This window comes from Geodermatophilus nigrescens (assembly GCF_900129495.1).
In the GTDB taxonomy this organism is placed as follows: Bacteria; Actinomycetota; Actinomycetes; order Mycobacteriales; family Geodermatophilaceae; genus Geodermatophilus; species Geodermatophilus nigrescens.
In genome coordinates this window covers 75668-89896 of the sequence record NZ_FQVX01000002.1, presented here as the reverse complement: position 1 = coordinate 89896, position 14229 = coordinate 75668, and the positions used below count along the sequence as shown (strand labels likewise).

Sequence of the window (14229 nt, the reverse complement as noted above, 5' to 3'; positions counted from 1 at the left end):
CTCCTCTGGGGGCGAAGGGGTTCAGGCGCGCGGGAAGGCGGTGCCGTCGAAGAGCTTGCGGGCGGTGCGGACGACGCCGGAGCGGACCACCCGGGGCGGCGAGGCGGCGGTGTCGACGACGACGTCGACGAGCAGGTGCCCGGTCGGGTGTTCGACGTCGACCTGCGAGGTGCCCGCCGGCCAGTCCGCGGTGAGCTCGTGGCCGACGGCGCCCGGCAGCAGCATCCCGGTGACGACGCTGACCGCGCCGAGGACGCCGATCGAGGTGTGCGGCTGCACCGGGATGAACGAGCGGGTGCTCACCTGCCCGCCGTCGCGGGCCGGGGCGAGCAGCACCGTCTTGGGCACCGACGCCTGCGACACGTCGCCCATGCCCATGAGGTCGGCGGCCTTGCGGCGGAAGGCGTCGACCCGGGCGAGCAGCGCGGCGTCGGCCGCGAGCTCCTCGTGCGTCTCGTACCCGGTGAGCCCGAACGACGAGGCGAGCGCCAGCACGACCGGCATGCCGTTGTCGACGCAGGTGACCTCGACGCCCTCGACCGTGTCGCGGACGTGCCCGGTCGGCAGCAGCGCGCCGGTGGCCGACCCCTCGGTGTCGGCGAAGTCGAGGACGATCCCGGCGGCCCGCCCGGGCACCCCGGCGATCTCGACGTTCCCGCGGTACTCGACCCGCCCGCCGGGCGTGGGGAAGGTGGCGACGGCGACGCTGCCGGAGTTGACCATCCGGATCCGCACGCTGGTCTCCTCGCCGGCGGCGGGCACCAGCCCGCGCTCGACGGCGAACGGCCCGACGCCGGCCAGGATGTTGCCGCAGTTCTGCCGGTCGCTGACGGTGGCCTCGTCGACGCCGAGCTGCAGGAACAGGTAGTCGACGTCGACCTCCGGGTCCTCCGACGGCGAGACGACGGCGACCTTGCTGGTCAGCGTGGTCGACCCGCCCAGGCCGTCGATCTGCCGGGGGTCGGGGGTGCCCATGAGGCGCAGCAGGAGGTCGTCGCGCTCGGCCGGGTCGGCGGGCAGGTCGCGGGCCTCGAGGTAGAGGCCGCGGGACGTGCCGGACCGCAGCATCGTGGTTCGGACGCCGGTGTCGTCGTAGCTCGTGCCGCCGTGGCTCACCGCTCCCCCGCCTCCTCGGCGTGCTCGTCGGCGTGGCTGACGTACTCGATGCCGAAGGCGGGGAGCTTGCCCCGCAGGCCGTAGCGGTCGAGCCCGAGCTCGCCCCGGCGGAAGGCCTCGCGGGTGGCCTCCTCCTTCTCGGCGCGCGCCCGGGACGCGGTGAGCGCGCGCGGCACGTCGGCGCGCGGCACGACCATCACGCCGTCGTCGTCGGCCACCATCACGTCGCCGGGGCAGATCCGCTGGCCGCCCAGGACGACCGGCACGTTGACCGCCCCGGCGGTGGCCTTCACCGACCCCTGCGCGCTCACCGCGGTCGACCAGGCGGGGAAGCCCATCCCCCGGAGCTCGGCGACGTCGCGCACCCCGCTGCCCAGCACGACCCCGCGGACCCCTCGGTGGGCCAGCGCCGTGGCGAACAGCTCGCCGAACAGGCCGTCGCTGGAGGGCGAGGCGGTGGCGACGACGAGCACGTCGCCGGGCCGGCACTGCTCCACGGCGACGTGGATCATCAGGTTGTCCCCGGGCCAGCACAGCACCGTGACGGCGGTGCCGCCGATGCGCGCCCCGGCCCAGGCCGGGCGGAACTGCGGGCCGAGGTAGCCGACCCGCCCCAGCGCCTCGTGCACGGTGGCGACGCCGAACCCCCCGAGCGTCTCGGCGTCGGCCGCGTCGGCGCGCGGCGGGTCGGTGACGACGACGGTCCTCATGCGGGTCCTCCCAGGTCGGGGGTCGGTTCGGAGAGCGCCGCGATCACCCCGCGCAGGTGGGTGGCGACGGCGGCCTCGGCGCGTGCCGGGTCCCGCGCGGTGAGCGCCTCCACGAGCTCGGTGAAGCCGGCGAGGCTCACGCGGGGCCGGCCGGGGCGCAGCGACAGGCGGAACTGGTGGCGGACGAGCTGGGCCTGCAGGCGGCCGACCAGGTCCGCGGCGATGGGGTGCCGCGCGACCTCGCCGACCATGGCGTAGAGCTGCTGGATGAGCTCGGAGTACTTCCGGACGTCGCCGGAGCCGACGGCGTCGGTCATCGTCTCCAGGTGGGCGCGCAGCCGCCCGATCTCGGCGTCGGTGACCCGCTCGGCCGCCTTGCGGGCGAGCAGCGCCTCCAGCGGCAGCCGCACCTCGGTGATCGCGACGGCCTCCTCGGTGGTGACCACCCGCACCCGCGCCCCGCGGTTGGGGATGCGCTCGACCAGGCCCTCGGCGACCAGCGCGTCGATCGCCAGCCGGACGGCGCCGCGGCTCACCCCGGTGCGCGAGACCAGCTCGGCCTCGACCAGCCGGTAGCCGGGCGGCATGTCCCCGCGCGCGATGGCGAGGCGCAGGGCGCGCTCGGCCGTCTCCTGCGCGCCGGACACCATGGCGGCACGGTAGCCCACGTCCGCAGGATTGCCAACGATCCTGTGAGCGATCCGGTCCGACGTCCGCGCGGGTCCTCCGCGGGCCCGGCGTCAGCCCTCCGGGGACTCCGCGGCGAGGGCGTCGATGCCGCTCTGCACGTGCGCCCGGGCGGCCCGGTCGGCGTCGGCGGGGCGGCCGCCGGCGACGGCGTCGACGACGTCGGCCAGCTCCGCGAGGGCCTGCTGCGCCCGCCCGGGGCGCAGCAGGAGCTGGAACTGCGAGCGCGCCACGCGCCCCTGCAGGCGGGCGACGAGCGAGGAGGCGAGGGGCTGGCGGGCCGCGTCGGCGACCAGCCGGTGGTGCTCCTGGAGAAGGTCCCAGCACTCCAGCAGCTCGTGGTCGGCGACGGCCCGCCGCAGGCGCTCGAGCGTTGCGCGCAGGCGCTCGACCTGGGCGCCGGTGGCGTGCTCGGCGGCCTTCGCCGCGAGCAGCCCGTCGAGGACCTGGCGGCACTCCAGCACGGCGACCGCCTCGGCGCCGGACATCACCCGGACCCGCGCCCCCCGGTTGGGGATGCGCTCCACCAGGCCCTCGGCGATCAGGGCGTCCAGCGCCAGCCGGGCGCTGTTGCGGGTGACGCCGTAGCGCTCGCCGAGCTCGGGCTCGACCAGCCGCTGCCCGGGGACGACGACCCCCCGGGTGATCTCCTCGCGCAGGCGCCGCTCGGCGGTGCGCCGGGCCTGCACGCCGGTCAGCAGGCGCGCACCCTCACCGGTCCCCTGGGGCATCCGGTCACCGTAGGCAGCGGCCGGAGCGCGGGTCGAGCGCCCCGGGGGTCCCGGGCGCCGGGATCCCCCGGGAGGGTCACGCCGGGTACCCGACGCGCGCGGGGGCGGCCCGGGTCGACCCGGACCGCCCCCGCTCGTCATGCCGGGCTCAGCCGAAGGACTCGACGGTGTCGTAGCCCCGGCCGTTGTACTTCTGCACCACGACGCTGGACACCGCGGGCTGCCCGTCCTGCGTGGTGTCGACCGACGTGCCCGGCAGCATCAGCGGCGCCTCGTAGCCCTGGATGCCGCGCAGCGCCTCCATGAAGCTGTCCCGGGTCGGCTCCTCCATCTGCGTGAAGGCCTGCTCGAGGGTGGCACCGACCATCCAGCTCCACTGGCAGTGCGGGAACGCCGGGGGCTCCGGGTAGTCGCCGTACTCCGCGAGGGCCGACAGGTAGGTCTGCACGTCCTCGTCCTCGGCGAAGGCCGGGCTGGCCGGCGCCTTGGCGAAGGACACCGAGTAGATGCCGGGGAACGCCCCGCCGCCGCCGGGCTCGAGGACCGCGCCGGGGCTGGAGGTGTTCGAGGGCAGGAACCAGCTCGGCGTCCAGCCGAGCTGCTGCGCCTTCTGCAGCGCGCCGACCACGAGCGGCACGAGCGACATGGCGTTGAAGATGACGTCCGCGCCGCTGTTGGCCAGCTCGGTGATCTGCGCGTCGACCGAGGTGTCGGTCGCCTCGTAGGTGAGCTCGTCGACGATCTCGATGTTGTCCGCGCCCTCGACGGCGGCCTTGAAGCCCTCGACGTAGCCCTCGCCGTAGTCGTCGTTCTGGGACAGGATCGCGACCCGGTGCTGCTGCCCGGAGGCGGCCAGCAGCTCGCCGAACGCCTCGCCCTCGTTCTGGTAGATCGGCACGAAGCCCAGCTGCCAGGGGCTCTGCTCGGTGTCGCTGAAGATCGGGTCGCCGGTCATGATCAGCGCCTGCGGCACCTCGTCGGCGATCGCCGCGTCGCGCCAGGCGCGGTTGGTCGGCGTGCCCAGCCCCGCGGTCATCGCGAAGACCTCGTTCTTGAGCTGGTCGTAATTCGCCGCCGCCTGCTGCGGGTCGTAGGTGTCGTCGAGCGCCTCGATCTCGACCGTGCGGGTCTGCCCGTCGCCGAACTCGATCCCGCCCTCCGCGTTGCGCATGCCGAAGTAGGCCCGGACGCCGGCGACCGTGCAGGTGCCCGGGCCGGCCGTCGAGCCGCTGAGCGGGGTGGTGATGCCGAGCGTCACCGAGTCGTCGGTGATCCCCGGGCTGGGCGCCCCCTCGGCGGTGTCGCCACCGCGACCGGCGTCGGTGGCACCGCCACAGGCGCTGAGCGTGACCGCGAGCGCCGACGCCACGGCGATGCCGAGCGTCCTCCGCGACCGGACGTGTCCGTTCATGCGTGCCCTTGCCTCTCTGTCTGGGGTCGCTCCGCCGCGGTGGCCGACCCGGGGGTCGACGACGGAGGGGTCGGTGGCGCGGCGGAGCCGCGGCCGGCGGGAGAGCGCCGCAGCCGGCGCGCGAGCGCACGGGGCAGCGACACGAGGCCACCGGGGAGCAGGAACAGCACCAGCAGCAGGAGCGCGCCCTGCAGCAGCGACGTCAGGCTGGGGTCGACGGCGTTGGTGAGGTCCGGGACGACGACGTAGAACACGCCGCCGAGCAGCGACCCGGCGATGCTGCCGGCGCCGCCGATGACCATCGCGACGAGCAGCTCGATCGAGTGCCCGAAGCTCATGGTCTCCGGCGACGTGTACTGGACGACGACCATGTACAGGAACCCGCTGACCCCGCCGATGAGCGACGCGATGGTGAAGGCGAGCACCTTGTACCGGTAGGGCGAGATCCCCATGGACGACGCCACGTTCTCGTTGTCCTTGACGATGGCGAAGGCCCGGCCGTACTTGCCGCGGACCAGGCAGGCGGTCAGCAGGAACACCACGCCGCCGATGCCGAGCACCAGGTACAGCTGGAACTGGTCGTCGTAGAGACCGCTGCCCTCGGGCGCGTCGGTGAAGCGCGCGGACAGGCCCTGCGAGCCGCCGGTGAACTCGCTGAGCCGCTTGGCCAGGGGCACGCCGACGATGGGCAGGGCGATCGTGACCATCGCGATGGCCAGGCCGCCCAGGCGGGCGGCGGCCAGCGCCACGAGCAGGCCGGCGACCGCGGGGAGCAGGCAGGCGAGCACGAAGACGAGGACGACGTTCCAGCCCTGCTGGACCCCGTAGGCGGTGACGTAGGCGCCGAGGCCGAGGAAGAAGATCTGCCCCAGCGAGACCTGGCCGGTGTAGCCCATGACCACGTTGAGCCCGAGCACGGCCACGGCGAAGACCCCGATGCGCGCCAGCGTGTCGTTGAACGACTCCGTGCCCACCAGGGGCAGCACGGCGAGCGCGGCGACCAGCAGCAGCGGTGCTCCCCAGCGCACCCACGGCGTCTGCCGGAGGGACCGCGCCGGCGGGGGCGGGGTGGAGGGGGTCGGGGTGTCCAGGACTCGGGCCATCACACACGCACCACGGTCTTCCGGCCGAACAGGCCCTGGGGTCGGACGAGGAGGACGACGAAGATCAGGATGAACGGCACGGCGACCTTGAGGTCGAAGCCGATGAAGCCGACGTAGACCGCGGCGAGGTTCTCGAGGACGCCGATGATCCACGCCGCGACGACGACGCCGACCGGGCTCGTGAGACCGCCCAGGATGACGGCGGCCAGCGCGTAGACCAGGGCGTTGTCGAGCATGCCGGGCGTCAGCGTGAGCTGGGGCGCCACGAGGGTGCCGGCGACCGCGCCGAGCGCCGCCGCGAGCCCCCAGCCGACCATGAGCAGCCGGCCGACCGGGAGGCCGCTGAAGGCCGCCGACTGCGGGTTGATCGCGACCGCCCGCAGCGCGAGGCCGATCTTCGTGCGGACGAAGAGGACCTGCAGCAGCACCATCGCCACGACGATCACCGCGGTCGTGCCGAGGGAGCGGATGCTCACCGAGACGCCCAGCAGCGACACCGTGTCGAGGGGGAACAGCGAGGGGAACTGCTGGTTGTTGTAGCCCCAGATCCAGCCGGCGACGCCGGTGACCAGGGTGAGCAGGCCGATCGTGACGACCACGGCGGTGTCGGGGTCACCGCGCTCGAAGCGCCGGATGAGGTAGCGCTCCACCACCGCGCCCAGCACGAACGAGACCAGGATCGCCGCGACGATCGCGAGGCCCACCGGGAGCCCCTGGTTGGTGAGCACCCAGGCCACGTACGCGGCCAGGACGGCCAGGCCGCCCTGCGCGAAGTTGATCAGGCCGGTCGCGGAGTGGACGAGCACGATGGCCAGCGCGAGCGCGGCGTACACCGAGCCGGTCGACAGGCCGTCGACGACGAGCTGGACGAACTTCTCCATGTCAGCCTCCCAGGTAGGCGCGACGGATCTCGTCCATGCCCTTGAGCTCGGCGGACGTGCCCGTGAGGACGGTCCGCCCGGTCTCGAGCACCGCGGCGGTGTCGACGAGGGTGAAGGCGAGGTTGGCGTTCTGCTCGACCACGAGCATCGCGATGCCGGACTCCACGCGCAGGCGCCGGATCGCGTCGTAGACGGTCTTCGCGGTGCTGGGTGCCAGCCCCAGGGACGCCTCGTCGAGCAGCATCAGCCGCGGCTTGGACATGATCGCCCGACCGACTGCCAGCATCTGCTGCTCGCCGCCGGACAGGGCGGAGGCGTTCGACCGGATCCGCGCCTGCAGGTTGGGGAACAGGTCGAGGCAGTAGTCGATGTCGCGCTCGACGCCCTTGGCGTCCTTGCGGAGGTAGGCGCCGACCCGGAGGTTCTCCCGGACCGTGAGGTCGCCGAGCGTGCCGCGCCCCTCGGGCACGTGCGCGATGCCGAGGGCGGCGACCTGGTCGGGGCGCAGGCCGCGGACGTCGCGGCCGTCGAAGACGATCCGCCCGCCGGCGCGGACGGTGCCGCTGATCGCGCGCAGCGTGGTGGTCTTGCCGGCGCCGTTGGCGCCGAGGATGCCCACGGCGCCGCCGTCCGGGACGGTCAGCGAGACGTCCTCGAGCACCTGCACCGGGCCGTAGGCCGCGGTGACCCCCTCGAGCTCAAGCAGCGTCATCGGCGGCGGCGTCCTTCCCGATGTAGGCCTCGATCACGCGGGGGTCGGACTGCGCCTCGGCGGCCGTGCCCTCCATGAGCTTCGCGCCGTGGTCGAGGACGACGACGCGGTCGGTGAGCGCGGCGATGAGACCCATGTGGTGCTCGACGACCACGACGGTGATGTCGTCGTCGGTGCGCAGCCGACGGACGGTGGTGATGAGCTGCTCGACCTCGCCGTGCGAGAGGCCGGCGGCCGGCTCGTCGAGGAGCAGCAGGCTCGGCCGCATCAGCAGCGCCCGGCACAGCTCCACGCCCTTGTGCAGGCCGTGCGAGAGCTCGTCGGCCGGCAGGTGCGCCGCCCAGCCGAGGCCGTTGCGCTCGAGCAGCGCGAGGGCCTCCGCGCGCAGCTCCCGCTCGGCCCGCCGGGTGCGCGGCGTGCGGAAGGCCCACTCCAGCGCCCCGCCGGGCAGCCGCGTGTGCGCCCCCAGCAGCACGTTCTCCAGCACCGTCGCGCGCAGCTGCAGCGCGGGGTGCTGGAACGTGCGGGCCAGGCCGTGCTTGGCCAGCGTGGCCGGGCGCGCGCCCTGCACCTCGGCGCCGTCGATGAGCACCCGCCCCGACGTCGGCCGGTAGTGCCCGCTGATGCAGTTGAACAGCGACGTCTTGCCCGCGCCGTTGGGCCCGACGAGCCCGAGGATCTGGCCCGGCTCGACCGCGAAGCCCACGTCCTGGAGCACCGTGACACCGCCGAACCGCAGGCTCACGTCCTGCAGCGTCAGCCCACCCGCCATACCCGCATCTCCCGCCATTGGGTGTTGCTCCGGTGCGTGCGCCGCAACGTACGGACGGCCTCGGGGGATTGTCAACGATCTGATCTGAAGGTCGTGTCCACGGTCGTGTCGCGCCGGCCCGGCCCCTCCCGCGGGCGCACGCGACCCCGCGCGACCCCGCGCTCAGGTCGCCCGCGGGCCCCGCGGCAGCAGGGACGCGCCGGTCGCGACCAGGCCGGACACGCCCACGAGCACCGCCGCCTGCGGCGCGCCGGAGCCCAGGCCCGCCCCCACCGCGACCACCAGCGGCGGCCCCAGCAGCTGCCCCACCGCGGACCCCTGGGTCACCAGGCCGATGGCGGCGCCGGCGGACCGGGTGCCCCCCGACACCGCCGCGAGCCCGGCGAACAGCGCGGCCGGGACCACCCCGGAGACCCCGGAGAAGGCGACCGCCGCGGCGATCCGCACGCCCACCGGCAGCCCCGGGTCGAGCACCCCCCACACGGCCAGCGCCATGCCCGCGCACCCGCCGGCGACCACCCACCGCAGCGGCACGCCCCGGTGCAGCAGGTAGGCGCCGAGGACGTTGGCGGGCGCGTTGACGAGGAAGACCAGCGCGCCCACCCACCCGGCGTCGGCGACCGAGAACCCGGCGTCGGCGACGAGCGCCGCCGGGAACAGCCCGACCACGGCGAGGTACTGGGCCGCGTAGAGGGCGAAGACCGCCGCGGTGAGCACCACGGTCGGCGAGCGCAGGGCACCGAGCAGCCCCGCGGACGACGGCCGCCGGCGCTCCCCGACCGACGGCACCCAGCGGGCGACCACCGCGAGCGCGACCGCCGCGACGCACCCGTCGGCCACCGACGCCCCCCGCCAGCCGACCAGCCCGATCGCGACGGGCACGAGCAGGGCGGCCAGGCCCGACCCGACGGGCATGTACGCGCCCCACGTGCCGGCCACGAGGCGCCGCTGCCCGGGCGCGGCCACCTCCGCGAGCAGCGGCGGCGCGGCCAGGATGACCAGGACCAGCCCCAGGCCCTCCCCCACCCGGGCCACCATCAGCCCCGCCAGCGAGTCGACCAGCGCGCCGCCGAGGTCCGCGGCGACGATCGCCGCGAGGCCGAGCCGGACCTGCCGGCCGAAGCCCAGGCCCTGGCCGAGCCACCCGAGCAGCGCCCCGCCCGCGGCCCCGAGCGCGCTGACCGTCGACAGGTACCAGGCCGCGGTGCCGGGCCCGAGCCCGAAGGAGTCCGTGAGCACCGGCAGCGCGGCCGCCGCCCCGCCGATCTGCGCGGCGGCGACCACCCCGGCCCCGAGCAGGGCCGCCACGGCGGCCCAGGAGGTCCGGCCGGGACCGGGAGCGGCTCCCGGCGGCTCCCGGCGGCCGAGCGGCCGACGCGTCACGGGCTGCTCCCTCCACGGGCCGGTCCCCTCCGGTCCGGTCCCGCTGCGGTCCGGACCCGCGCCAGCCTCACCCACCACCCGCGCCCGCGCCGGGCCGGGGGCACCGACGCGCGGGCGGGTACGTCAAATGACGCGGGCCCCCGGCCATCCGACGCACGACGCTCCCGCCGGATCGGCCGGGGCCGGGTGACGGATGACTGTGTGCTGGGCCACAGCAGGCGGCCTAGGCTCGACCCGCGACGGTGCCGGGACCGCGGTCCCGCGCGTCCAGGGGCGCCCGCGGGGACACCGGGCACGGCCCGGCCCTCCGCCGGCCCGCGGCAGGAACAACCGACGAGAACGGACCGAGATGACTGCGAAGAACCTCCAGGAGCTCCTGGACCAGAGCGGCGACACCGTGGGCCTGCTGCGCAACTCCCAGCTGGGGGCCTACATCTACCCGGTCGTCCCCTCCGAGTTCACCAACTGGCGGCGGGAGCAGAAGGCGTGGCAGGAGACCGCCGTGCTCTTCGACCAGTCGCACCACATGTTCAACCTGTTCATGCGCGGCCCGGACGCGCTCAAGCTGATCTCCGACAGCGGCATCAACAGCGTGGCCAACTTCCCGGTGGACATGGCCAAGCAGTTCGTGCCCGTGACGCCCGCCGGCAACGTCATCGGCGACGGCATCCTCTTCCACCTGGCCGAGGAGGAGTTCGTCTACGTCGGCCGCGCGCCGGGCGCGAACTGGCTGCAGTTCCGTGGGGAGACCGGCGGCTACGACGTCGAGATCCGCAACGACCCGCGGTCGCCGTCGCGGCCCTACGGCAAGGCCGTCACCCGCGACCTCTGGCGCTTCCAGATCCAGGGGCCCAACGCCTGGCCGATCATCGAGAAGCTGAACGGCGGCACCGTCGAGCAGCTCAAGTTCTTCCGCATGAGCACGATGACGATCGCCGGCGAGACGGTGCGCACGCTGCGCCACGGCATGGCCGGCGCGCCGGGCCTGGAGATCTGGGGCCCGTACGAGAGCTACGACCGGGTCCGGGAGGCCATCCTCGAGGCCGGCCGCGAGTTCGGCATGGAGCCGGTGGGCTCGCGCGCCTACTCGACCAACACCCTCGAGTCGGGCTGGATCCCCTCGCCGCTCCCGGCGATCTACACCGGCGAGGAGCTGCGCCCCTACCGCGAGTGGCTCGGGGCCGACAGCTACGAGGCGACGAACGCCATCGCGGGCAGCTTCGTGTCCTCCGACATCGAGGACTACTACACCAACCCGTGGGAGCTCGGGTACGGCTCCTTCGTCAAGTTCGACCACGACTTCGTCGGCCGGGACGCCCTCGAGGCCCTGGACAAGGACGCGCAGCGCCGCAAGGTCACCCTCGAGTGGAACTCCGAGGACCTGGCCAAGCTCCTCGCCAACCAGGTGGAGGACGCCCGCTACCAGTTCTTCGACCTGCCCAACGCCAACTACGGGTCGTCGAACTTCGACTCCGTCCTCGACGCGGACGGCACCGTCCTCGGGGTCTCGATGTTCACCGGCATCTCGGCCAACGAGAAGAAGGGCCTGTCGCTGGCGACCGTCAGCCCGGACGTCCCGCACGGCGCCGAGGTCCGCGTGGTCTGGGGCGAGCCCGACGGCGGCAGCCGCAAGACCACCGTCGAGCCGCACGAGCAGTTCGAGGTGCGCGCCATCGTCAGCCCGGTCCCCTACGCGAAGATGGCCCGGGAGACCTACCAGGGCGGCTGGCGCACCAGCGGGCGCGCCTGACCCGCACCCCGCACCGACCGGCGTGGCCGGGTGACGATCCCGTCGTCACCCGGCCACGGCCGTCTCCGGACCCCGGCAGGGCGAGGCGAGGCAGGGTGGGGTGACGGCTACGTCACATGTCGCGGCGCGGACGGGCCGGGGTGGACGCCGGACAGCGTCATCGGAGTGATCCGCTGCACACCCGCGCTCCCTAGCGTGGGCTGCGCCGCAGGAGGTGGGCCGGAGAGGCTCCGCGGCACCCCGGGCAGGAGCATTCCTGCCGTCCCGCGACGAGAGGGTCCCCCGTCATGTCCACCGAGAGTCTGGCCGCGGCGCTCGCCCGCGCCGGCAGCCCGGTCGAGCTGCTGCGCAACCTGGCCTTCCCGCCGAGCACCTTCCCGGTCCGGCCGGAGTTCACCAACTGGCGGTCCGAGCAGCGGTCCTGGCTGGAGACCTGCGCGCTGCTCGACCAGTCGCACCACATGACCGACCTGTTCATCGAGGGCCCCGACGCGCTGCGGCTGCTCAGCGACCTCGCCGTCAACACGTTCGCGAACTTCGGCGTCGGCCGGGCCAAGCAGTTCGTCGCCGTCGCCCCCGACGGCCACCTCATCGGCGACGCCATCCTCTTCCACCTCGAGGAGGAGCTGTTCGACCTCGTGGGCCACCCGATGGTCATCGACTGGGTCACCTTCCACGTCGAGCGCGGCGGCTACGACGCGAAGGTCGAGCGGGACGACAACTCGATCGTGCGCCGGTCCGGCCCGCCGCGGTTCTACCGCTACGAGCTGCAGGGCCCGACCGCCCCCGCCCTGATGGAGGCGGTGCTCGGCACCACGGTGCCGGAGGTGCGCTTCTTCTCGATGACCGAGTTCACCGTTGCCGGCCGGCGCGTCCACGGCCTGCGGCACGGCATGGCCGGCCAGCCCGGCTTCGAGCTCTTCGGCCCCTGGGAGGACGGCGAGGCCGTCCTCGACGCCCTGCTGCGCGCCGGGGAGGACCACGGGCTCGTCCGGGTCGGGTCGAAGGCCTACTCCACCGCCAACCTCGGCTCGGGCTGGGTCCCCGCCCCGCTGCCGGCCGTCTTCGGCGACGACCCGCTGCTCGCCGAGTACCGCGATTGGCTCCCCGTCACGAGCGTGGGCTCCCTCGGCGGCAGCCTCGACTCCCCCGACATCGCCGACTACTACCTGACGCCCTACGACGTCGGCTACGGCAAGACCGTCAAGTTCGACCACGACTTCGTCGGCCGCGAGGCCCTCGAGCGCCTGGCGGAGGCGGCCCCGCCGCGCACGAAGGTGACGCTGGTCTGGGACGCCGAGGACGTCACCGCGGCGGTCGGCTCGCTCTACCGGCCCGGGCCCGGCGCCAAGTACATCGAGATGCCCAAGGCCCGCTACGCCACCCACCACGAGGACGTGGTGCTCAAGGACGGGCAGCGAGTCGGCATCTCGCTGGACTGCGGTTACCTCGCCAACGAGCGCGAGATGGTCTCCCTGGCCACCGTCGACACCGCGCTCGCCGAGCCGGGCACCGAGGTCGTCGTCGTCTGGGGCGAGCGGCCGGTGTCGGCGAAGCCCGCGGTCGAGGACCACGTGCAGGTCGAGATCCGCGCGACGGTGGCCCCGTGCCCGTACGACGCGCGGGACACCTACCGGTCGCGCTGACGGCACACGCGCGGAGGCCCCCCGGGACGTCGTCCCGGGGGGCCTCCGCGTGTCAGGGGCGCGGCGGTCAGGCCGGCCGCGGCGCCCGGTTCTCGAACAGCGCGATGCCGGCCGCGGTGTTGGACGCCGGCACGAAGTAGTCCGAGTGGACCTTCGTGATCTGTTCGTCCATCGCCCCGCGCATGACCAGCCACATGATCAGCTCGATGCCCTCGGAGCCCGCCTGCCGGATGAGCTCCTCCCGGGACATGGCCGCCAGCCGCGCCGGGTCGGTCTCGATCGCCTGCATCCACAGCGCGTCGAACTCGGGGTTGATGAACCCCGCCCGGGCGCCGGCCAGCTGGTGGGACATCCCGCCGGTGCCGAGGACGCCGACCGTGAGGTCCTCGGGGAAGCTGCGGATGGCCCGCCCGAGCGCCTGGCCGAGCGCGTAGCAGCGGGCCGCCGTCGGCTGCGGGTACTGGATGACGTTGACCAGCAGCGGCACCACCGGGCAGGGCCAGGCGTCGCCCGGGTCGGGGGTCCACACCGACAGCGGCACGGTGAAGCCGTGGTCGACCTGCAGCTCCTGGAAGACGGTGAGGTCGAACTCCTCGTCGACCAGGCTCTCCACCAGGTGCAGCGACAGCTCGGGGTGCCCGACGACGTCGGGGACCGGGCGCCGACCGAAGCCCTCGTCGGCGACCTCGTAGCGCTCGGCGGTGCCCAGCCCGAACGTCGGCACGAAGTCGAGGTCGATGCCGTTGGCGTGGTCGTTGTAGACGACGATCGCGACGTCGGGCCGGTGCTCGGCCAGCCAGGCGCGCGCCGGGGCGTACCCGTCGAAGAGCGCCTTCCAGTTCGGGTCGTCGGTCTTCCCGCGGTCCATCGCGGCGCCGATCGAGGGCACGTGCGAGGTCGCCAGGCCCCAGATCACCTCAGCCATCGCGGCGGCCTCCCGCGCGCATCGCGGCGAGGAAGTCCTCCTCGCCCATGCCGGTGAACACCCCACCGAGGTACTGCATCGACAGGCCGTCGATCATCGCCAGCTTGTAGACGTAGAAGATGCTGCCGCCGAGGTCGATCATCGCCTGCCAGTCGCGGTCGAGCACGGCCCGCTCCTGCTCGGCGCTCAGGCCGAACTCCCGGCAGTAGGCGGCCTCGTCGGCGGCGAACCGCTCCCGCGCCTCGGCGTGGCGCAGGCTCATGAACAGCCGGTTCATGCGCAGTCCCCGCCGGCTGCTGTCGCCGTCGAAGACCGGCGTCCCCGGCAGGTCCCGGCGTCCCGGGCCGGCGGTGGTGCCCATGGCCGTCGTTCCTCTCTCCCGTACCGGTGCCCGCGTCGCGG

General features: G+C 74.1%; 14 protein-coding genes. 2 read left to right on the top strand and 12 right to left on the bottom strand.

Annotated elements, in window-relative coordinates; genetic code table 11:
* Nucleotides 1–21: 21 nt before the first annotated feature.
* From BUE37_RS07970 to BUE37_RS07925, 10 genes are all read right to left on the bottom strand, one after another.
* Nucleotides 22–1116 carry a 4-oxalomesaconate tautomerase gene (locus BUE37_RS07970; protein WP_245794437.1) on the bottom strand — a complete coding sequence of 365 codons (1095 nt, stop codon included), beginning with the start codon at nucleotides 1114–1116 and terminating at the stop codon, nucleotides 22–24.
* Nucleotides 1113–1826: a 4-carboxy-4-hydroxy-2-oxoadipate aldolase/oxaloacetate decarboxylase gene (locus tag BUE37_RS07965; protein ID WP_073419714.1), complete on the bottom strand. Its 714-nt coding sequence runs from the start codon at nucleotides 1824–1826 to the stop codon at nucleotides 1113–1115. The genes BUE37_RS07970 and BUE37_RS07965 overlap by 4 nt, the downstream gene beginning before the upstream one ends.
* Nucleotides 1823–2476, bottom strand: a complete 654-nt coding sequence (locus BUE37_RS07960) for a GntR family transcriptional regulator (RefSeq protein ID WP_083628632.1) — start codon at nucleotides 2474–2476, stop codon at nucleotides 1823–1825. Before BUE37_RS07960 ends, BUE37_RS07965 begins: the two co-directional genes overlap by 4 nt.
* Before the next feature lie 90 nt (nucleotides 2477–2566).
* Nucleotides 2567–3244, bottom strand: a complete 678-nt coding sequence (locus BUE37_RS07955) for a GntR family transcriptional regulator (RefSeq protein WP_073419712.1) — start codon at nucleotides 3242–3244, stop codon at nucleotides 2567–2569.
* A 148-nt stretch (nucleotides 3245–3392) separates the two neighbouring features.
* Nucleotides 3393–4655 (bottom strand): ABC transporter substrate-binding protein, encoded by a 1263-nt coding sequence (locus BUE37_RS07950; RefSeq protein ID WP_073419711.1) that lies wholly within the window; start codon nucleotides 4653–4655, stop codon nucleotides 3393–3395.
* The gene (locus BUE37_RS07945; protein ID WP_073420637.1) at nucleotides 4652–5758 is read right to left on the bottom strand and encodes a branched-chain amino acid ABC transporter permease; all 1107 of its coding nucleotides are present in this window, start codon (nucleotides 5756–5758) and stop codon (nucleotides 4652–4654) included. Before BUE37_RS07945 ends, BUE37_RS07950 begins: the two co-directional genes overlap by 4 nt.
* Complete coding sequence (locus BUE37_RS07940; protein ID WP_073419710.1) at nucleotides 5758–6639, bottom strand: branched-chain amino acid ABC transporter permease; 882 nt, start codon at nucleotides 6637–6639, stop codon at nucleotides 5758–5760. Before BUE37_RS07940 ends, BUE37_RS07945 begins: the two co-directional genes overlap by 1 nt.
* Before the next feature lies 1 nt (nucleotide 6640).
* Entirely contained in the window at nucleotides 6641–7351 is a 711-nt protein-coding gene (locus tag BUE37_RS07935; protein ID WP_073419709.1) for an ABC transporter ATP-binding protein, read from the bottom strand.
* The gene (locus BUE37_RS07930) at nucleotides 7338–8096 is read right to left on the bottom strand and encodes an ABC transporter ATP-binding protein (protein ID WP_245794435.1); all 759 of its coding nucleotides are present in this window, start codon (nucleotides 8094–8096) and stop codon (nucleotides 7338–7340) included. The genes BUE37_RS07935 and BUE37_RS07930 overlap by 14 nt, the downstream gene beginning before the upstream one ends.
* 189 nt (nucleotides 8097–8285) lie before the next feature.
* Complete coding sequence (locus BUE37_RS07925) at nucleotides 8286–9506, bottom strand: MFS transporter (RefSeq protein ID WP_175562816.1); 1221 nt, start codon at nucleotides 9504–9506, stop codon at nucleotides 8286–8288.
* 349 nt (nucleotides 9507–9855) lie between these two features.
* On the opposite strand from BUE37_RS07925, the gene ligM reads away from it, so the two are divergent.
* The gene (ligM, locus tag BUE37_RS07920) at nucleotides 9856–11256 is read left to right on the top strand and encodes a vanillate/3-O-methylgallate O-demethylase (protein WP_073419706.1); all 1401 of its coding nucleotides are present in this window, start codon (nucleotides 9856–9858) and stop codon (nucleotides 11254–11256) included.
* Nucleotides 11257–11543: 287 nt separating this feature from the next.
* Nucleotides 11544–12902, top strand: coding sequence for an aminomethyltransferase family protein (locus BUE37_RS07915; protein ID WP_073419705.1), 1359 nt, complete (start codon nucleotides 11544–11546; stop codon nucleotides 12900–12902).
* A 67-nt stretch (nucleotides 12903–12969) separates the two neighbouring features.
* On the opposite strand, the gene BUE37_RS07910 is transcribed toward BUE37_RS07915, so the two are convergent.
* Nucleotides 12970–13827 carry a class III extradiol dioxygenase family protein gene (locus BUE37_RS07910; RefSeq protein ID WP_073419704.1) on the bottom strand — a complete coding sequence of 286 codons (858 nt, stop codon included), beginning with the start codon at nucleotides 13825–13827 and terminating at the stop codon, nucleotides 12970–12972.
* Nucleotides 13820–14188, bottom strand: a complete 369-nt coding sequence (ligA, locus tag BUE37_RS07905; RefSeq protein WP_073419703.1) for a protocatechuate 4,5-dioxygenase subunit alpha — start codon at nucleotides 14186–14188, stop codon at nucleotides 13820–13822. The genes BUE37_RS07910 and ligA overlap by 8 nt, the downstream gene beginning before the upstream one ends.
* Between the last annotated feature and the right edge of the window lie 41 nt (nucleotides 14189–14229).